This is a genomic window from Rhizobium sp. BK251, assembly GCF_004345245.1.
Classification (GTDB): domain Bacteria; phylum Pseudomonadota; class Alphaproteobacteria; order Rhizobiales; family Rhizobiaceae; genus Rhizobium.
Genome location: NZ_SLUQ01000002.1, coordinates 227112 through 245082 on the forward strand (window position 1 = coordinate 227112; position 17971 = coordinate 245082).

The following is a 17971-nucleotide window of genomic DNA, read 5'->3' on the forward strand; positions in this document are numbered from 1 at the left end:
CCTACACCTCCGCCTCAGCGAAACGCCTGAGTTCCTGCGGCGCTCCGGCTGTCTCCAGATAGAAGCGCAGCAGCAGGTTCTTGGCCGTCAGTTGCCGGTATCCAGCGGTAGCGCGCCAGTCGGTCAACGGCTGGAAGTCGGCGTCGAAGGCGGGGCGGGCGGCCTCCACCGTTGCTTCCGTCCATGGCTTGCCCAGCAGTTTGACCTCCACCGTGCGGGCGCGCTTGGGCGTTCCCGCCATGCCGCCGAAAGCGATGCGGACGTCGGCGACGTTGCCCGCGTCGTCCAGCTTCAGGTGGAAGGCGCCGAGAAGAGCGGAAATATCCTCGTCGCGACGCTTGGTGATCTTGTAGATTGCGAAGTGGCTGCCTTCCAACGGGTAGGGCACGAAGATGCTCTCCACAAACTCGCTCGGCCGGCGGTCCTGCTTGCCATAGGCGATAAAGAAGTCCTCGAGCGGCACCGCCCGCAAGCCCTCTATGGAGCGCAGTTTGACGGTCGCGCCAAGAGCCATCAGCGGTGGGGGCGTGTCGCCGATCGGCGAACCGTTGGCGATGTTGCCGCCGATCGTGCCCATGTTTCGCACCTGGTCGCCGCCGATGCGGTCGATCAGACGGCCAAGCGCCGGCACCTTTGCGGCAAGGGCGGAGAAGGCGCGGCTGTAGGTGACGCCGGACCCGATCGTGAAGCCGGTCTCGCCTGCCGTGATCGTCTGCAGCTCCTTCAGGTGATTGATGAAGATCACCGGATTGAGCGGGCGCATCTGCTTGGTCACCCAGAGGCCGACGTCGGTCGAGCCGGCAATGACGGTGGCGTCCTCCTCTTCGGCGAGAAGATCGGCAAGCGCTGCCACCGAGCCAGGAACAAGCAGCCGCTCCTTGCCGCTGACGACAACGATCGTCTCATCCGTCTGCATCGACCAGAGCCGCCCGATGATATCAGCGCGGCTTTTTTCCAGCGGATCGAAGAGCGCGCTCGGGCGCGCCGCGCTCACCTGCTCGGCAGCCTTGACGATCGGCTCGTAGCCGGTGCAGCGACAGAGATTGCCCTGCAACGCCTTTTCGATCTGCGCGCGGCTGGGTTTGTCGGTCGAGAGCCACAGGCCATAGAGCGACATGACAAAGCCCGGTGTGCAGAAGCCGCATTGCGAGCCATGACAATCGACAAGCGCCTGCTGGACGGGATGAAGCGTTCCGTCCTTGGCTGCCAGGTGCTCTACGGTAACGACATGCGTTCCGTGCAGCGAGCCGAGGAAACGGATGCAGGCATTCACACTCTCATAATGAAGAGATCCGTCGATGAGCCGCCCAACCAGTACCGTGCAGGCGCCGCAGTCGCCCTCGGCACATCCTTCCTTGGGGCCGGTCAGCCGCCGCCTAAGGCGCAGGTAGTCGAGAAGCGTCTCAGTGGGGCGGACAACAGAGAGCGACACATCTTCGCCGTTGAGGATGAAGCGGATGCTGTCGGTCATGATGTTCCTTGCTAGTCTCGCTTTAACCTTGAATCGTTATGCCGCAGTCCGCGTCGCGTCAATGGACCGCTTACCGCTGGTCTCCTGCCTTGCATCGCCGGCGGGAAGACGGAGCCGGAACGCGCAATGCTGCACCGCGGCTTTGGTTATGACGTTATGCCCAAATCGATGCGGCTGGCAATTGCTACTCCGCTACATCCGTAGGGGTAGAATGCCCCGACGCAAGATCGGCGAACATTTATCCTCTTTCCTCGGCTCCCGCGTTGCCATATTGATTTCCTTGCAGAAAAACCGACCGGGAGGAACGGCATGGGTGGATATGTGCTGGCGATCGATCAGGGAACGACGTCGACGCGGGCGATCGTTTTCGATGGCGACATGAAGGTCGCGGGAATGGGCCAGAAGGAATTCACCCAGATCTATCCGCGCTCAGGTTGGGTGGAGCATGATCCGGAGGAAATCTGGGTTTCCGTCATCTCGACCGTCCGGATGGCGCTGCGGCAGGCAAAGATCGAGGCGAGGGAGATTGCGGCGCTTGGCATCACCAACCAGCGCGAGACCGTCGTCGTGTGGGAACGGGAAACCGGCCGGCCAATACAGAACGCCATCGTCTGGCAGGACCGTCGGACTGCCAATTACTGCGACAATCTCAAGCGCCAGGATCTCGAAAAGCTCTTCACCAGGAAGACCGGCCTGCTGCTCGATCCCTACTTCTCCGGCACCAAGCTTTCCTGGATGCTCGCCAACGTGAAGGGTGCGCGGGCCCGCGCGGCGAAGGGCGATCTCTGCTTCGGCACGATCGACACCTTCCTCATCTGGCGGCTGACGGGTGGCAAGAGCTTCGTGACGGACGCCACCAATGCTTCGCGCACGCTGATGTTCAATATCGGCACCAACGAATGGGACGAGGATCTCCTCGAAATCCTGCGCGTGCCGGCGGCGATGCTGCCCGAAGTGAAGGATTGCGCCGCCGATTTCGGCGTCACCGATCCGGGCATTTTCGGCGTTGCTATCCCGATCCTCGGCGTGGCCGGTGACCAGCAGGCTGCGACGATCGGCCAGGCCTGCTTCGAGCCGGGCATGCTGAAATCGACCTATGGTACGGGATGCTTCGCCCTGCTCAATACCGGCGCCGACATGGTCCGCTCGAAGAGCCGGCTGCTGACCACCATCGCCTACCGGCTCGAGGGTGAGACGACCTACGCGTTGGAGGGTTCGATTTTCATCGCGGGTGCGGCGGTGCAATGGCTGCGCGACGGGCTCGGCGTCATTCGCAAGGCCGAGCAGAGCGGTGAACTGGCAGCCAGGGCTGACTCGACGCAGGAGGTCTATCTCGTGCCGGCCTTCACCGGGCTCGGCGCGCCGCACTGGGATCCCAAGGCACGCGGCGCGATCTTTGGCCTCACGCGCAACACCGGCCCGGCGGAGTTTGCCCGCGCGGCGCTCGAATCCGTCTGCTACCAGACCCGCGACCTGCTGGAGGCGATGCGCAAGGACTGGAAGAGTGACGGCGAGGAGACCGTGCTGCGCGTCGATGGGGGGATGGTCGCTTCCGACTGGACCATGCAACGGCTTGCCGATCTCCTCGAAGCGCCGGTTGATCGTCCGGCCATACTGGAGACGACGGCGCTCGGTGCCGCATGGCTTGCCGGCAGTCGCGCCGGAGTCTGGGCCGACCGCAAGGACTTCGCACGCTCCTGGAAGCGCGATCGCCGCTTCGAACCTGCGATGGACGAGAAGACGCGGGCGGCCAAGCTCAAGGGCTGGAAGAATGCCGTCAAGCGGACGTTGAGCGAGGCATAGGTATATTGTCTTTCGCTAAAGGACGCTGTCATTTAAGCTTCGTTCGACCGGCCGCGAAGGAGGTGGACGATGGGCTCGACGACAGTGGAATTGCGCAATGTGGAAAGCACCGAGGCGGCGATGGGCTGGGCCGGAGCGCACACCATCATCGTGGACCGCCCGGAAGGCAAGGCGGGCGGAATGGGTCTCGGCTTCAATGGTGCACAGCTGCTTGCGCTGGCGCTCGGCGGCTGCTTCTGCAACGACCTGCGCTATGCTGCCTATGAGATGGGTGTCGGGCTCGGCAAGATTTCTATCTCCGTCACCATTGACCTCGAAGGCGATCCGCTCCTGACCAAGGCCGCTAGAGTGACCGTCGCCTGCGAGACATTGAATGGATCTGATCCATCACGCGTCATCGAGAGGGCAAAGGCCACCTGCATGGTGAGCAATTCGCTGCGAAACGGCATTCCCGTGGCAATCGCAACAGCCTGACAGGCTTGCGGCTGGCTGCGACCAAAGCCCTGCCGGATGCGGCCGCATGGGCTATATTCTTGTAGAAGTTGCTAAATCAGCGATCTATAATTAGCGCCATGCATCCGGAGGGCAGGAAGCAATGCGCGGACTACGCCTGGTGTCGATTGCAGTTATCCTTCTTGCAAGTCTGGCGTGGGGCGATTTCGCCTCAGAGGCGCAGACGGCCGAGCGGATCATGTACTTCGCGACGAAGACGACATCGGGGAGGCAGACCAGAAGGCCTTACTCCAACTGCCGGATTGTCGAGATGGGCAGCCGGACGCTTTGGGCCTGCCCGACGCAGGCGGCGCGCAACAGCCCTAACTATGAGCGTTCCGACAAGCAGGACCGAGGCGACAGCGGGCGCAGTTCGAATTCATCCGACAGCGGCGGCAACTCCGGTGGCGGTGACACCGGCGGCGGAATGGGTGGCGGCGACGGCGGCGGCGGCATGGGCGGTGATGGCGGCGACGGCGGCGGCATGTAGCGTCCGGGCTCTGTCCTTGCGATCTTGAAATCGGAATTCCTTGCTAGGGGGCGACTTGCCACAATGAGCCAGAACTTGGCCGTTTGCATCGGGATCAACAGGTATGACAACCTGAAACCGCTCGACTATGCGCGCCAGGATGCCGAGGCTGTCAGTTCGTTCTTCAGCAAGGAGGCAGGTTTCAAGGACGTCTATTTCCTTGCCGAGGATGCGCCACCGCTCAAGTCGGACTACGGTCAGCCGCTACAGTCGAGGCCGACCTTCGGCAACCTCATGCGGTTCCTGCGTGTCCGCTTCGAGCAGCCCTTCATGGAGCCAAGCGACAATCTCTGGTTCTTCTTCGCCGGTCATGGCCGACGTGAGCGCGACCAGGACTATCTGCTGCCGCTCGACGCCGACCCCGGCAATGTGGAAGAAACCGGGATTCCGGTCCGCTATGTGGCCGAAAGGCTACGCAAGAGCGGCGCGGAAAACGTGATCCTGCTTCTCGATGCATGCCGCAACGAGGGCGCGCGCGACGGGCAGGGGGTGGGGCTGGAGCGGCAGAAAGGCACCGTTACCGTCAGTTCGTGCAGTCCGGCCGAGTTCTCCTACGAAATCAGCGATCTCGGGCATGGCGCTTTCACCTATGGCCTCTTGGAAGGGCTGAAGCTCCATGGCGAGCAGAACTGTGCCACGGTCGAGCGACTGGACGGCTACCTGCAGACAAGGGTTCCGGAAATCTGCCGCATGCACGGCAAGCCACGGCAGACGCCCTGTACATTCGCAGAGCCGCTCTCGAAGCGGCATTTCATCCTACTTCCTTCCGCCGCGCTGCCGGAAGATCTGGAGCCGCTGAAGATAGAGGCGCTGCAGGCGGAAGCGATCGGTGATCTCGCGCTTGCAGAGCAGCTCTGGTGGCGCATCAACGCCGTGTCTCCGACCGACGCCCAATCGCGGGAGGCGATCCGGCGCATCGCCGCCAAGCTGGAGCGTATTGCCGAACACGAACGCCACAAGAAGATCGAAGGCGACGAACTGGACGGTGGTGACGAGCCGTTGCCGGAAGGCCATGAGGATGAGGACGGCGACAAGAAGCCGACGAAGCCGGAGAAAGAGGGGGGGGCGGCAGAGCAGGGCAAGGAGGAGGAGAAGCACGAGAACAAGGAGCTGGGCTGGCGGTTTTCACGCCGCAAGGTGTTCGCCGGTATTGCCGCGACCGCACTGCTCGGCAATACCGGTTTCTACATCTACTCGCGTTTCATGAAGAGTGCCCTACCGGCTGTTCGAACCGAAATGGTCTCGGTGCAGAGCGTGGATACCCTCGGCGCGAGCCTGCCGGCCGACTGGCAGGAAGTCTCCTATTTCACGCAATACATAGACGACCGCAACGCCATCGACTTCAGCATGGTGCCCGCCGGTGAATTTTCGATGGGTTCACCGATGGGCGAGGATCTTCGTCGTGACAACGAAGGACCCGTCTTCATGCGCCTGCGGCAGTTCGCCATGAGCCGGACGGCGATAACACAGGCGCAATGGCGCGCGCTCGTTGTCGCCCAGCCGCAGGCGAAGCGCTGGGCTCTGCCGATCGATCCATCCTCCTTCAAGGGCGACGAACTGCCAGTCGAGACGATCAACTGGCAGCAGGCCTGGGAGTTTTGCGCGAGGCTCTCAGCATTGACCGGCCTCGTCTGCCGCCTGCCGAGCCAGGCGGAGTGGGAATATGCCTGCAGGGCGAGGACGACGACGCCGTTCCACTTCGGCCCGACGCTGACTTCCGATCTTGCCAATTATTGCGGCACGGGCGGCGCCGTCTGCGGCACGAGCTTCGGGAAGGACGTCGCGAGCCTCGAATATGACGGCATTGCCTATGAGAACGGCTCCTATGCGCTGGGGCCGGAGGGCGTCTTCAATGGCTCGACCAAGCCGGTGCGCACCTATCCGCAGAACCGTTTTGGCATGTTCGAGATGCACGGCAACGTCTGGGAACATTGCCTGGACAACTGGACGGCCCGTCTCGCCGACATACCCGGCGACGGCAGCGCGTATGTCGGCGGCCGGCCGGATCTACACGTGCTGCGCGGCGGCTCGTGGTCTCACAACCCGGCGATCTGCCGTTCCGCCTACCGCGAAAGCATCAGCGAGACAAATCGCGGCTGGGAGGGGCGCATAGGGCTAAGGGTCGTTTGCGAAGTTTGATTCAAACCGAGATGAGGATGACGATGGACAGGCAGATAAAGGTCATCACCGATGCCGATCCGGTATCGAGGGACGGAGCCCGCAGCGGCGATGATGTCGGTGGCGGCTTCGGCTCCCGCCAGGAGAGCGGGGCATTCCGAATGGTGAGCCTTAGCGCCGAAGGATTGCGCAATCAGGTCTCCAACCTGCTGGAAGTCGTCCAGTATGCCTTCGACCAGACCATGGAGCGCTCGGCGCTGTCGCTCGACCAACTGGAGCTCTCCGTCGAGATCAGCTCCGAAGGCCAGATCAGCATCCTCGGCACCGGCGGCAAGGCCGGAGGGCGTGGCGCGATCAAGATGGTCTTCAAGCGCGAGAAACCCGGCACGAAGCTTGCCGCCGTCGCGGGCGATGCGCGGGTCGAAGTCGAGACGGCTCCGGGCAAGGCCTAGAGCCGGCCGGGATTGGCAAGGCAATCCCGCCGGCCATGGCATGGTGACGCTATTGTTTCAGCCAGGGCGAGCGGACGCTCCAGAAGATGACGCTAGCGCCGAGGTAATCCTGCGCGAAGGCGGTGAACTCTTCCTTGGTGAAGGGCTTCTTCGTCGTCGGGTTCTTGTAGGTCAGCGTCGGTTCCTGCACCGCCATGCCGACATAGGCGAGCTTGCCCTTGTACTGGTTGAAGAAGGGGTAGGAGTTCTTCATCTGCGCCTTGCGGTTCGGCACGATGTCGGGACCGCCGAGACCGACATTGTACTCCGCCGCGAACTTGAAGAGCCGGCCCATGTAGTTGTGGTCATTTTCCCACTCGCAGGGCCAGAAGTTGACGTATTGCACCACCTGCGACTTCAGGAAGGCCTTGCGGGCGAAAGCGAGGTTTGCCATCTCACCTTCGAAGTATGCGTCGCAGCTGTAGCCCTTCGGCTCGTTCTTGGGGTCGAGGTCGATCGCCGTCTCAGGCAGATTGATGCCGTAGACCTTGCCGTCGAACTTCTCCGCGAGGGCCTTCAGCAGCGCCTGGTAGCGTTCGCGGACCGCCGGATTCCACTGCTGCGCCACCCATCCGGAGCCGACCGGCTTGTTCTCGCCGGGATTGTCGAACTGGGCGGTAAGCCCGCCATCATATTCGGGCTCCGTCAGCAGATAGTCGGGAATGTTTCTTGCCTTCGGACTGAAGAAGCGGTCCTGCACCTGGATGAAGAGTTTCTTGCCGAGGCTTTGGGCAAGGGCGAGATCCTGCTCGATCGCGGAGAAGTCGTATTCGCCCTTCGCCGGCTCTAGGCTCTTCCAGTTATAGACGACCTGGGCGCCGCCGATATCCGGTCGCGCGAGAAGCGTTTTGGCGCCGGCCAGATTGCCGGAGCTTGTATAGATGAAGTTCTGCGGCGCATCTGATGCAGCGCGGGCAGGGACGGAGAGGGCGGCAAGTGCGATGAGGGCCAGGGCTACGAGGGTCTTCATGTTCGTCCTGAAAATCGAATGTGCTGATGTCTGCGGCAAGAATTCCGCCGCGACACCCATCCGGGGCGAAGAAGGCAACTCCGTGGCGGCTTGCCGAGCGGCTGACGGCATCGTTAACGGGGAGCGCTTTGACCGGTTAACGCGGGCCCAGGCATCAGGCTTCGTCAATTCGCCAATGGTGCCTGCGGTATTCTGCGGGCGTGATGCCGACATGGCGTGTGAAGGCCCGCCGCAGCGTATCCACATCCGCAAAACCGCATTCGCTGGCGACCTGTTTCGGCGCCTGCCCGTCCTCCAGCCGGCGCCGTACTGCGGAGATGCGCGCCGCCTCCACCCAGACGGCGGGGGTGGTGCCGACCTCCTCACGGAAGAGCCGCGCAAAGTGCCGCGGGCTGACATCCATGCGTTTTGCGAGAGCCGCGACGCTATGGTCGGCCGCAGGATTTGCGGCTATCCACCGCTGGATCTCCTGAAGTGCTGAACGTCCTGCCGGCGCTGCCTCGCCGCCGCGGCTGAACTGCATCTGCCCGCCCGGGCGCGTGAAGAACATCACCAGCTGGCTTGCAACCTTCATGGCGATGTCGCGGCCGAGATCCTCCTCGACGAGCGATAGCGAGAGGTCGAGCCCGGCTGTCACGCCCGCTGCCGTGCGCAGCCGGCCGTCCCTGACGTGAATTGCGTCCTTTTCAACCGTGACGGCGGGATGTCGGGCCGCGAGTGCCTCGGCGACAGCCCAATGGGTCGTGACGCGATGGCCGTCGAGCAGGCCTGACGCCGCGAGCAGAAAGGCGCCGCTGCAGACCGACCCATAGCGCCGGGCCTTCGGCGCAGTCGACCTCAGCCAGTCGAGAAGGTCATCGCCGAGACTTATCTCGGTCGCGTTCGGGCATCCGGCGACGAGCAGCGTGTCGATCGCGGGCAACGTCTCGCCGACGACGTGGTCCGCCACCAGGCGGACGCCTGACGAACTGCGGATATGGCCGTGCTTTGCCGCGATGACCAGGGGCGCATAGATTTCCCTTCCGGCCTGGATATTGGCCTCGGCAAACACGTCGAGCGGCCCGGACACATCGAGCAGCTGCACGCCCGGCACGGCAAGAATGGCGATGACCTTTGCTTTCATGCCGGCACTCCATGTCCGTCTTCCGCCGTGATTGGCAGAAAATGACGTGTGGCGTCGATTGCTGCCATGTTCGCCGCCTTTTACCCTTGTGGTGTCCCAGATACAAGGAGAAAGGCCATGACATTTTCGATAGAAGGCATCAGCATCCCCGACAGCAAACTCGCCCGCGAGGTGACCGAACTGGTGCGCGACACGGAATCGCCGCTGCTCTTCCACCATTCCAGCCGCGTCTATTATTTCGGTGCGCTCGCGGGAAAGCGTCGCGGGCTGAAGTTCGATCCGGAACTGCTTTATGCCGGCGCGATGTTCCACGACATGGGCCTCATGCACCAGCACAGCAGTCCGTGCGAACGCTTCGAAGTCGATGGCGCCAACGCCGCGCGAGACTTCCTTGAGGGTCGTGGCATTGCCCAGGCCGATATCGACACCGTGTGGACGGCGATTGCGCTGCATACGACGCCGGGCATCCCGCAACACATGCATCCGGTCGTGGCACTGGTGACGGCGGGCGTGGAAATGGACGTCCTGGGCATCGCCTACGACGAATATGACGATGCCGTGCGCGAGGCCGTCGTGCAGACCCATCCGCGTGGTGATCACTTCAAGGAGAACATCATCCAGGCATTCTACGACGGCATCTGGCACAAGCCGGAGACGACTTTCGGCAATGTGAAGGCGGACGTGCTGGCGGACAAGGAGCCGCATTTCCATCGCGGCAATTTCTGCAACGTCATCCGTCGCTCGCACTGGGCAAGCTGACCGCCGATCGGCTGCCACGCCTCGACGACTTGCATCTGGTCAACCATCGGGAGCACTCGTTCTCCGGTCCGTATTTTTCTGGTGCTTCCTGTCGGTGGGCGCGTTACTCCTTCGTCATTAAGAGGAGGAGTAACAGATGCTTTACGCAATTCTTTGCTACGCGAATGAGGAAACCGTCTTTGCCTGGTCCAAGGAGGAAGAGGCGGCAGCGATGGCACGGCTCTACGCCGTGCAGGAGCCGGTTGCCAAGGCAGGCAAGCTTGGCCCGGTCGGGCGGTTGATGCCGACGACCGCGGCCACGACGGTGAGAAAGGGGAAGGAGGAACCGTTGATCCTCGACGGCCCTTTCACCGAGACCAAGGAGCAGCTTCTCGGCTTCTACGTGGTGGATTTCGAAACGCTCGACGAGGCAATCAACTTCACAAAAGAGCTCTCCGCCGCCAATGCCGGTTCTGCGGGGTACGAGATCCGGCCGTTTTACGTCTTCATGTCGGGGAATGCGTCCCCATGACGGATATCGCCTGGATCGACGTTGCGCTTGCCTCCGCCCGACCAAAGGCGCTCGGTGCTCTCCTGCGTTACTTCCGTGATCTCGACATCGCGGAAGAGGCCTTCCAGGAAGCCTGCCTGCGTGCCCTTCGGACGTGGCCGGACAAGGGTCCGCCGCGCGATCCGGTCGCCTGGCTGATCTTCGTCGGGCGCAACAGCGGTATCGACGCCGTGCGCCGTCAGGCAAAAACGCAGGCCCTGCCTGACGAGGAGCTCATATCCGATACCGGCGATGCCGAGGCCAATCTCGCCGAGCGGCTGGATGGTTCGAATTATCGCGACGACATACTTCGGCTGCTGTTCATCTGCTGTCATCCGGATCTGCCGGCGACGCAGCAGATCGCGCTGGCGCTCAGGATCGTCTCCGGCCTTTCGGTCCAGCAGATCGCGCGCGCCTTCCTCGTTTCGGAAAGTGCGATGGAACAGCGGATCACCCGTGCCAAGGCGCGTGTCGCAAAGGCCGGCGTGCCTTTCGAGGCACCGGGGGCGGACGAAAGGGCGGAGCGTTTGTCGGTGGTCGGCGCCATGGTCTACCTCGTCTTCAACGAAGGCTATTCCTCGAGCGATCCCAAGCGCGACAGCTGTGCATTCGCCGGCGAGGCGATCAGGCTCGCGCGGCTGCTGCTGCATATCTTTCCTGCAGAGCCGGAGATCATGGGGCTTCTCGCCCTGATGCTGCTGCAAAATTCGCGAGAAAGCGCGCGCTTCGATGAGAATGGGCAGATCGTGCTGCTGGAGGATCAGGATCGCTCTCAATGGAACCGGGAGATGATCGACGAGGCACTGGCTCTGCTGGACAAGGCGATCCGACATCGCCAACCCGGTCCCTACCAGATCCAGGCCGCAATCGCCGCGCTGCATGGGCGGGCCAAACGGGCGGAAGACACGGACTGGGAGCAGATCGAGCTTCTCTATCGCACGCTGGAACGCATTCAGCCTTCACCGGTCATCACCTTGAACCGGGCGGTGGCGATATCCAAACTCAAGGGGCCGGAGGAAGCTCTGGCGATCGTGGAACCTCTTGGCGAAAAGCTGGACAGCTACTTTTACTATCATGGGCTGCGCGGCAATCTCCTGATGCAGATCGGGCGCAACGCCGAAGCGCGCGAGGCGTTCGATTGTGCGATCGCTCTCGCCAAGTCGTCGGCGGAGGCAGCCCATATCCGCATGCAGCTCGACCGTCTGAAGGCGGATGCGTCAGCCCCAGACGCGAGATAATCCAGAAAATTTTCAATGCACTGTCGGTGCGACCAGGTCGCCGCCGTCCTTGGGGCACACGCAGAGAAGCACTGTTCAAATTGAGAGGAAGAACAGACGATGACTACGAATACGCAGCATGAATTGGTACTCGTCCGCGAGTTCGACGCGTCGCCCGCGAAGATCTTCAGGGCCTGGACGGATCCCGAACTCCTGAAGCAATGGTTCTGCCCGCTGCCCTGGAAGGTGACTGACGCAAAGCTCGACGTGCGCACCGGTGGCAACAATTATGTGCTCATGGAAGGTCCCGAGGGGGAGAAGATCCCCAACTACGGCGTCTATCTGGAGGTCGTGGAAAACAGGAAGATCGTGCTGACCGATGCATATACGAGCGCCTGGGTTCCCTCGGAAAAGCCGTTCATGACCGCAGTCGTGCTTCTGGAGGAACTTCCGGGCGGCCGCACGCGCTACACGGCCAAGGCACTGCACTGGACGGCCGAGGACAAGGAGGCCCACGAAAAGATGGGCTTCCACGAGGGCTGGGGCACGGCTGCCGATCAGCTGGCCGCGGTCGTCGCCAAGCTGTGAATTCCAGAGTCGAAACGGGAGGATAGAGCGATGTCCTATGTCATCGATTCAACGCCGCTGCCGCGCTGGCAGACGATTACAGGTACCGTGCTCAGCGGGCTGATCGTCGTCTTTCTCATCTTCGATGGAGCGATCAAGCTGGTGCCGATCGCGCCGGTGACGGACACATTGACGGCGCTTGGCTATTCCGGCGATCCGGTGCTTGCCCGCGCGCTCGGCGTCATCACGCTCGCCTGCGCGGTCCTTTATGCCATTCCGAGGACGTCCGTCCTCGGGGCCATCCTCCTGACGGGGTTGCTCGGGGGAGCGATTGCGACGCATCTGAGAGTTGGAAGCCCTGTCTTCTCGCACCTGCTCTTCGGGGTCTATCTCGGCCTTATGGCGTGGGGCGGGCTGTATCTCCGCTATGAGGCGGTTCGAAGAATGATTCCGTTCAAGCTCTGAAGTGATTGAACGGCATTTCATTTTAGCTGCCGCGCAAGTTGGCGCGGCAGCCCATCGACATTCTCGAACAATTCATTCCAGAATTTATATTTGCCACAGATACGTCGCATCCTTATCTCCTTCTGCAGATTGAACGGGATGAAGGCCGATGGAGCTTGGACTTTATACATTTGCGGATGTCGATCCGAATCCTGCAGGCGGCAAGGGTCCTGCGGGTGCGCGCCGGCTGAAGGAACTGATCGAGGAAATCGAGCTTGCCGACCAGGTCGGCCTCGACGTCTTTGGGCTCGGCGAGCATCACCGTCCCGACTATGCCGTTTCGGCGCCGGCCGTTGCCCTTGCTGCTGCCGCGGTGAAGACGAAGAACATCCGCCTCACAAGTGCCGTCACCGTGCTTTCTTCGGATGATCCGGTGCGTGTCTTCCAGCAGTTCTCGACGCTCGACCTGTTGTCCAACGGGCGCGCGGAAATCATGGCGGGCCGTGGCTCCTTCATCGAATCCTTCCCGCTCTTCGGCTACAAGCTCGAGGATTACGATCAGCTCTTCGAGGAAAAGCTCGATCTGCTCCTGGCGCTGAGGGAAAGCGAGACTGTGAACTGGGAGGAGGGAGAGCTCCGCGCGCCGATCCATGATCGCGGTGTCTATCCGCGTCCGTTGCAGGATCCGCTTCCCGTCTGGATCGCAGTCGGCGGCACGCCGCAATCGGTCGCCCGTGCCGGCGCGCTTGGCCTTCCGGTCGCACTTGCCATCATCGGCGGGGAGCCGCGGCGATTTGCGCCGCTCTTCGATCTCTATCGTGAGGCGGCACGCCGCGCCGGACAAGACGCTGCAAAGCTGAAGACCAGCATCAACGTCCACGGCTTCATCGCCGATACGACCGCCGTCGCCGCGAACCAGTTCTATGGCCCGCAGGCCGAGGTGATGAACCGCATCGGCCGTGAACGTGGCTGGGGTCCGACGAGCCGGGCGCATTTCGACATGTCTCGTGGCCCGAACGGAGCGCTGTTCGTCGGTGACCCGGAGACGGTCGCGGAGAAGATCATCGCGCATCACCGGCTGTTCAGGAACGACCGTTTCCTGCTGCAGATGGCAATCGGGCTGATGCCGCATGACCAGATCATGCGCGGTATCGAGCTCTACGGCACGAAAGTCGCGCCACTCGTCAGAAAGGCGTTGACTGGGGCGGAGGAAGACGCCAAAGCCTCGGCGTAGCTGCAGCGGCTTCCGCTGCCCAGATGATCGCCGGAAACCCTTCATGATTGTCAGCAACGACGACGAACTGGCCAAGCTCAAGGAGATTGGCCGCATTTGTGCCAATGCCTTGCAGGCCATGGCGGCTGCGCTTAGGCCAGGCATCACGACGATCGAGCTCGACAATATCGGCCGCAAGGTGCTGGAGGATGCCGGCGCGCGTTCTGCGCCGGAGCTGTGCTACCAGTTTCCGGGCGCAACCTGCATCAGCGTCAACGAGGAGGTCGCCCACGGCATACCCGGTACACGGGTCATCCAGCCTGGCGATCTGGTCAATCTCGACGTCTCGGCAGAGAAGGACGGCTTCTTTTCCGATACCGGCGCCTCATTTGCGGTGGCGCCGGTCAAGCCGAAGATCGAGAAGCTATGTCGTGACGGCAAGCGCGCGCTGTGGGTCGGTCTCAACCAGGTACGCAGCAACCAGCCGCTGGCCAAGATCGGCCAGGCCGTCGGCGCCTTCGCCCAGAAGAACCGCTATACGCTCGTTACCAACCTCGCGAGCCATGGTATCGGCCGTTCGCTGCACGAGGAGCCGTCCGAGCTTTCGACCTGGGCGGATCCAAGCGAGAAGCGCATCATGACTGACGGGCTTGTCTTCACAGTCGAGCCGTTCCTGTCGCTCGGCGCAACCTGGGCCGACGGCGGCGACGATGCCTGGACGCTTTACAGCGATCCGCGCGCGCCGACGGTGCAGTTCGAGCATACGGTCGTCGCGACCAGCAGCGGACCCATCATCCTGACGCTGCCGGACGACCGCAGCTGATATCCAGGCCCATCGAGGGCAGGGACCGTGCTCAGGCCTGCGGATCGGGCTTGCCGCCTTGCAGGATTTCCATCGCAGCGCGTTCGAGAATTCCGGAAATCCGGGCGGCTTCCGTTGGCGACCACGGATAGCGCATCCTCAGCGCCGAACGCAGCAACTGCCGCGCGGCGCGGATGTCTCCATTGTCGCGCATGAACTCCTCGTCCTCGTCGTTCTCCCGGTGGCGACCATGCTGCTGAGGGTCGAACATGCGGTTGACGAAGGCCATCTTCTCGCCCATGCGCTCAAGCTTGCTCAACGTGTGCTCGATCATCTGCCGGTTCTCCTCGACCCGCTGCCTGCCGCTCTCGGTGATTTTGTAGAGCTTCTTCGTGCCCTCGTTCTCCACCTCCGCCAGACCCGTCTCCTCGAGATAAGTCAGCGCCGGATAGATGACGCCGGGGCTCGGCACGTAGAACCCCCCGGAACGCTCCTCCAGCGTCTTGATCAGTTCGTAGCCGTGTCGCGGCCGCTCATCGAGCAGCGCAAGCAGCACGAGCTGCAGGTCGCCGGCCGAGAACTTTCGCCCCATGCCCATGCGTACCGCTTCTCCGAACATTCCACCTTTGAAACCTCTCATAGTTTACTCCTTCATCGTTAGATGCATCGTTGGATATGTCGTAAAACATATATCGTAAGATATAACGTTGCAAGTGCCGTGATGCTTTTGCGGAATTGATCGATCAATCAGAATTAGTCGGTTGTCCCTGCGATGCTGCAGCGCGATACAGGGCCATGCTCGTTCGCGTCGAAAATTCTCCCACCGATCTCTTCTTCACAGCTGCCGCAGGCGCCATCGCGATGGCTTCCGCAATGGGTTTTGGTCGATTTTCCTTCACGCCGATCCTGCCCGGTATGATGAGCGGAATTCCGCTTTCGGCGGCGGATGCGGGCTTCGTCGCCTCGGCGAACTTCGTCGGCTATCTCGTCGGGGCGGTCCTTGCCGCCTATGGCTGGGCGGCTGGACGGGAGAGGCTCGTGGCGCTGCTTTCGCTGCTTGCCACCGCTGTGCTCCTAGCGGCGATGGGCATGACGGCGAGTGTCGCCGCCTTCGCGGTCATCCGCTTTCTGGCCGGCGTCGCGAGCGCCTTTGCCATGATCTTCACCTCCTCGATCGTCCTCAGCCACGGTGCGGCCGCCGGAAACGACCATGTGCAGGCAGCCCATTTCGGCGGGCCGGGCGCAGGCATCGCGCTCTCATCGGTAATGGTCGCGCTGATCGGTTTCTTCTTCCATGACGGAGCAGGCGGCTGGCGTCTCGATTGGTTTGGCGGCGCCGTGATCGCGGCCGTTGCTCTCGTCGCTGTCTGGTATCTGCTGCCGGCAGGCCCCGTTCGTTCCGCGCATGCAGAGAAGGAGCCGCCGCTGCGCTGGACACGGCCGATGGTATTGCTCACCACCTCCTACGGGCTCTTCGGCTTCGGTTACGTGATCACCGCGACCTTCCTGGTGACGATCGCGCGCATGGCAGCGGCCGGCCAGACGGTAGAGTTTCTCTGCTGGTTCATCGCGGGCATCGCGGCCTCCGTTTCGCTCTTCCTCTGGAAGCCGTTGGTTCGCTCGCTCGATCTGGGCGGTACCTATGTCGCGGCGATGCTGGTCGAGATTGTTGGTGTACTCGCAACGGTGCTGCTGCCGCGTTCGGTCGCGCCACTCGTCGGCGGCGCGCTTTTCGGCGTCACGTTTCTGGCGATCACGGCCTACGGGCTTCAGCTCGGGCGCCGGCTTTCACCGGCAAGTCCGCGTCGGGCTTTGGCGACGATGACCGCGGCCTTCGGGCTTGGCCAGATCATCGGGCCGATCGTTGCCGGATGGATCGCGCAGGCGACCGGCAGCTTCGAACTGCCGACAATGATCGCTGCGGTGGTGCTTGCCCTATGCGTCGCTCTGGTCGTGCCGGTCATGACGAGACTTCGTCACGGACACTGAAGACGGTCCTTTCCAACAGGCACCAGATGGTGTGCAGGCCGGAGGCCCGGCGCAGTTACAAATGCGTAACAATGGGGTGATGCCATTGCCGCATTGTGGGAACTGCCTTAGTTTCGCGGCAGTCAACTGCTTCGCGCTGCGCAGCCCCCGTCGAAGAAAGCCACGCCTCCGTGTTCCAATCTTACTTTCCCAAGCCGAAACTGTTCTTTCCTTCTGCCATCGCCTGGACCCTTGTTGCCGTGATCGTATGGTATCTCGGTGGGTATAGTGCAGGCTCGGCGATCGGGTTACCACCGCTTCCGCCGGGACAGGAGCCGACCATCGGCGTGTCGGTATTCTGGTCGCCGCCGTTCCTGTGGTTCTACATCTACTACGCCATCGTCGTGGCGATCTTTGCGGCGTTCTGGTTTCGGTTCAGGCCCCATCCTTGGCAATACTGGTCGGTGCTCGGAACGGCTCTCATCATCTTCAACACCTACTTCTCGGTCCAGGTGAGCGTCGCGATCAACGCGTGGTATGGTCCCTTCTACGACCTCATCCAGCAGGCGCTTGCCAAGACGGCGCCGGTGACGGCGGGGCAGCTCTACTCGGGCATGATCGGCTTTGCCGGCATTGCTTTCGTGGCGGTGACCATCGGCGTGCTCAATCTGTTCTTCGTCAGCCACTGGATTTTCCGCTGGCGCACGGCGATGAACCAGTACTACATGACCCACTGGCCGAAGCTGCGCTACATCGAGGGTGCATCCCAGCGCGTGCAGGAAGATACGATGCGCTTTTCGACGACCGTCGAGAGCCTCGGCGTCAACCTCGTAAGCTCAGTCATGACGCTGATCGCCTTTCTTCCAGTCCTCTTCAACTTCTCGAACCAGGTGACCGATCTGCCGTTCATCGGCACGGTGCCGCATGCGCTGGTCTGGGCGGCTGTGCTCTGGTCGATCTTCGGTACCGTGTTTCTCGCGGTGGTCGGCATCAAGCTGCCGGGTCTCGAATTCCGCAACCAGCGCGTCGAGGCCGCCTACCGCAAGGAACTCGTCTATGGCGAGGACAATCCCAACCGCGCCGATCCGATTTCGGTCGCCGAACTCTTCGCCAACGTCCGCAAGAACTACTTCCGCCTCTATTTCCACTACATGTATTTCAACGTCGCCCGCATCTTCTACCTGCAGGCGGACAACCTGTTCGGCACCTTCGTTCTCGTCCCCTCGATCGTCGCGGGCAAGCTGACGCTCGGCGTGATGAACCAGATCCTGAACGTCTTCGGTCAGGTGCGCGAATCCTTCCAGTACCTCGTGAACTCCTGGTCGACGATCGTCGAGCTGCTCTCCATCTACAAACGCCTTCGCGCCTTTGAATCGGCGATCGACGACGAACCGCTCCCGTCCATCGACCGGCACTTCCTCGAGCGGCAGGCGATGAAGGAAAACGTCGACGCCTGATCCGACGCTTGTCGTCAA

The 17971-nt window shown here is 62.2% G+C and carries 18 protein-coding genes; 14 read left to right on the forward strand and 4 right to left on the reverse strand.

All coding sequences use genetic code 11. The features are described 5' to 3' along the window. Position 1 precedes the first annotated feature (1 nt). Positions 2 to 1471: a xanthine dehydrogenase small subunit gene (xdhA, locus tag EV286_RS05010; RefSeq protein ID WP_132955919.1), complete on the reverse strand. Its 1470-nt coding sequence runs from the start codon at positions 1469 to 1471 to the stop codon at positions 2 to 4. Positions 1472 to 1780: 309 nt separating this feature from the next. Between xdhA and glpK the strand changes: the two genes are divergently transcribed. The 5 genes from glpK (at position 1781) to EV286_RS05035 (ending at position 6865) form a co-directional block, all read left to right on the forward strand. After that, positions 1781 to 3274: a glycerol kinase GlpK gene (gene glpK / locus EV286_RS05015; protein ID WP_132955920.1), complete on the forward strand. Its 1494-nt coding sequence runs from the start codon at positions 1781 to 1783 to the stop codon at positions 3272 to 3274. Positions 3275 to 3343: 69 nt separating this feature from the next. Then, complete coding sequence (locus EV286_RS05020; protein WP_132955921.1) at positions 3344 to 3748, forward strand: OsmC family protein; 405 nt, start codon at positions 3344 to 3346, stop codon at positions 3746 to 3748. Between the two features lie 121 nt (positions 3749 to 3869). Next, complete coding sequence (locus EV286_RS31870; protein WP_165932783.1) at positions 3870 to 4256, forward strand: hypothetical protein; 387 nt, start codon at positions 3870 to 3872, stop codon at positions 4254 to 4256. Positions 4257 to 4319: 63 nt separating this feature from the next. Further along, a complete protein-coding gene (locus EV286_RS05030; protein ID WP_132955922.1) occupies positions 4320 to 6434 on the forward strand; it encodes an SUMF1/EgtB/PvdO family nonheme iron enzyme in 2115 nt (704 codons plus the stop codon). Between the two features lie 23 nt (positions 6435 to 6457). After that, positions 6458 to 6865 carry a hypothetical protein gene (locus EV286_RS05035; protein ID WP_207909747.1) on the forward strand — a complete coding sequence of 136 codons (408 nt, stop codon included), beginning with the start codon at positions 6458 to 6460 and terminating at the stop codon, positions 6863 to 6865. A 49-nt stretch (positions 6866 to 6914) separates the two neighbouring features. Here EV286_RS05035 and EV286_RS05040 read toward each other — a convergent pair whose 3' ends face one another. Further along, a complete protein-coding gene (locus EV286_RS05040; protein ID WP_132955923.1) occupies positions 6915 to 7874 on the reverse strand; it encodes a hypothetical protein in 960 nt (319 codons plus the stop codon). Positions 7875 to 8028: 154 nt separating this feature from the next. Further along, the gene (locus EV286_RS05045) at positions 8029 to 8997 is read right to left on the reverse strand and encodes a GlxA family transcriptional regulator (protein WP_132955924.1); all 969 of its coding nucleotides are present in this window, start codon (positions 8995 to 8997) and stop codon (positions 8029 to 8031) included. 117 nt (positions 8998 to 9114) lie between these two features. Between EV286_RS05045 and EV286_RS05050 the strand changes: the two genes are divergently transcribed. The 7 genes from EV286_RS05050 (at position 9115) to map (ending at position 14549) form a co-directional block, all read left to right on the forward strand. Continuing rightward, positions 9115 to 9756: an HD domain-containing protein gene (locus EV286_RS05050; protein WP_132955925.1), complete on the forward strand. Its 642-nt coding sequence runs from the start codon at positions 9115 to 9117 to the stop codon at positions 9754 to 9756. Between the two features lie 136 nt (positions 9757 to 9892). Further along, positions 9893 to 10267 carry a YciI family protein gene (locus EV286_RS05055; protein ID WP_132955926.1) on the forward strand — a complete coding sequence of 125 codons (375 nt, stop codon included), beginning with the start codon at positions 9893 to 9895 and terminating at the stop codon, positions 10265 to 10267. Then, positions 10264 to 11523 carry an RNA polymerase sigma factor gene (locus EV286_RS05060; RefSeq protein WP_132955927.1) on the forward strand — a complete coding sequence of 420 codons (1260 nt, stop codon included), beginning with the start codon at positions 10264 to 10266 and terminating at the stop codon, positions 11521 to 11523. Before EV286_RS05055 ends, EV286_RS05060 begins: the two co-directional genes overlap by 4 nt. 99 nt (positions 11524 to 11622) lie before the next feature. Further along, positions 11623 to 12090, forward strand: a complete 468-nt coding sequence (locus EV286_RS05065; protein WP_132955928.1) for an SRPBCC family protein — start codon at positions 11623 to 11625, stop codon at positions 12088 to 12090. Positions 12091 to 12120: 30 nt separating this feature from the next. After that, complete coding sequence (locus tag EV286_RS05070) at positions 12121 to 12534, forward strand: DoxX family protein (protein WP_132955929.1); 414 nt, start codon at positions 12121 to 12123, stop codon at positions 12532 to 12534. Positions 12535 to 12682: 148 nt separating this feature from the next. Continuing rightward, positions 12683 to 13747 (forward strand): LLM class flavin-dependent oxidoreductase, encoded by a 1065-nt coding sequence (locus EV286_RS05075; RefSeq protein ID WP_132955930.1) that lies wholly within the window; start codon positions 12683 to 12685, stop codon positions 13745 to 13747. Between the two features lie 43 nt (positions 13748 to 13790). Further along, positions 13791 to 14549, forward strand: a complete 759-nt coding sequence (gene map / locus EV286_RS05080) for a type I methionyl aminopeptidase (RefSeq protein WP_132955931.1) — start codon at positions 13791 to 13793, stop codon at positions 14547 to 14549. 31 nt (positions 14550 to 14580) lie between these two features. Here map and EV286_RS05085 read toward each other — a convergent pair whose 3' ends face one another. After that, a complete protein-coding gene (locus EV286_RS05085; RefSeq protein WP_132955932.1) occupies positions 14581 to 15168 on the reverse strand; it encodes a PadR family transcriptional regulator in 588 nt (195 codons plus the stop codon). Between the two features lie 155 nt (positions 15169 to 15323). Here EV286_RS05085 and EV286_RS05090 point away from each other — a divergent pair, with 155 nt between their 5' ends. Both EV286_RS05090 and sbmA read left to right on the forward strand, forming a co-directional pair. After that, positions 15324 to 16517 (forward strand): YbfB/YjiJ family MFS transporter, encoded by a 1194-nt coding sequence (locus EV286_RS05090; RefSeq protein ID WP_132955933.1) that lies wholly within the window; start codon positions 15324 to 15326, stop codon positions 16515 to 16517. 170 nt (positions 16518 to 16687) lie between these two features. Continuing rightward, the gene (sbmA, locus tag EV286_RS05095) at positions 16688 to 17953 is read left to right on the forward strand and encodes a peptide antibiotic transporter SbmA (protein ID WP_132955934.1); all 1266 of its coding nucleotides are present in this window, start codon (positions 16688 to 16690) and stop codon (positions 17951 to 17953) included. Positions 17954 to 17971: the final 18 nt, after the last annotated feature.

Excerpts from the sequence above, each read along its gene's own strand:
- EV286_RS05065 (WP_132955928.1), top strand. The coding sequence starts at position 11,623 with ATGACTACGAATACGCAGCATGAATTGGTACTCGTCCGCGAGTTCGAC.
- EV286_RS05075 (WP_132955930.1), top strand. The coding sequence starts at position 12,683 with ATGGAGCTTGGACTTTATACATTTGCGGATGTCGATCCGAATCCTGCA.
- EV286_RS05060 (WP_132955927.1), top strand. The coding sequence starts at position 10,264 with ATGACGGATATCGCCTGGATCGACGTTGCGCTTGCCTCCGCCCGACCA.
- EV286_RS05030 (WP_132955922.1), top strand. The coding sequence starts at position 4,320 with ATGAGCCAGAACTTGGCCGTTTGCATCGGGATCAACAGGTATGACAAC.
- EV286_RS05035 (WP_207909747.1), top strand. The coding sequence starts at position 6,458 with ATGGACAGGCAGATAAAGGTCATCACCGATGCCGATCCGGTATCGAGG.
- EV286_RS05045 (WP_132955924.1), bottom strand. The coding sequence starts at position 8,997 with ATGAAAGCAAAGGTCATCGCCATTCTTGCCGTGCCGGGCGTGCAGCTG.
- glpK (WP_132955920.1), top strand. The coding sequence starts at position 1,781 with ATGGGTGGATATGTGCTGGCGATCGATCAGGGAACGACGTCGACGCGG.
- EV286_RS05085 (WP_132955932.1), bottom strand. The coding sequence starts at position 15,168 with ATGAGAGGTTTCAAAGGTGGAATGTTCGGAGAAGCGGTACGCATGGGC.
- EV286_RS31870 (WP_165932783.1), top strand. The coding sequence starts at position 3,870 with ATGCGCGGACTACGCCTGGTGTCGATTGCAGTTATCCTTCTTGCAAGT.
- EV286_RS05040 (WP_132955923.1), bottom strand. The coding sequence starts at position 7,874 with ATGAAGACCCTCGTAGCCCTGGCCCTCATCGCACTTGCCGCCCTCTCC.
- map (WP_132955931.1), top strand. The coding sequence starts at position 13,791 with ATGATTGTCAGCAACGACGACGAACTGGCCAAGCTCAAGGAGATTGGC.
- EV286_RS05020 (WP_132955921.1), top strand. The coding sequence starts at position 3,344 with ATGGGCTCGACGACAGTGGAATTGCGCAATGTGGAAAGCACCGAGGCG.
- xdhA (WP_132955919.1), bottom strand. The coding sequence starts at position 1,471 with ATGACCGACAGCATCCGCTTCATCCTCAACGGCGAAGATGTGTCGCTC.
- EV286_RS05070 (WP_132955929.1), top strand. The coding sequence starts at position 12,121 with ATGTCCTATGTCATCGATTCAACGCCGCTGCCGCGCTGGCAGACGATT.
- EV286_RS05055 (WP_132955926.1), top strand. The coding sequence starts at position 9,893 with ATGCTTTACGCAATTCTTTGCTACGCGAATGAGGAAACCGTCTTTGCC.
- EV286_RS05090 (WP_132955933.1), top strand. The coding sequence starts at position 15,324 with ATGCTCGTTCGCGTCGAAAATTCTCCCACCGATCTCTTCTTCACAGCT.
- EV286_RS05050 (WP_132955925.1), top strand. The coding sequence starts at position 9,115 with ATGACATTTTCGATAGAAGGCATCAGCATCCCCGACAGCAAACTCGCC.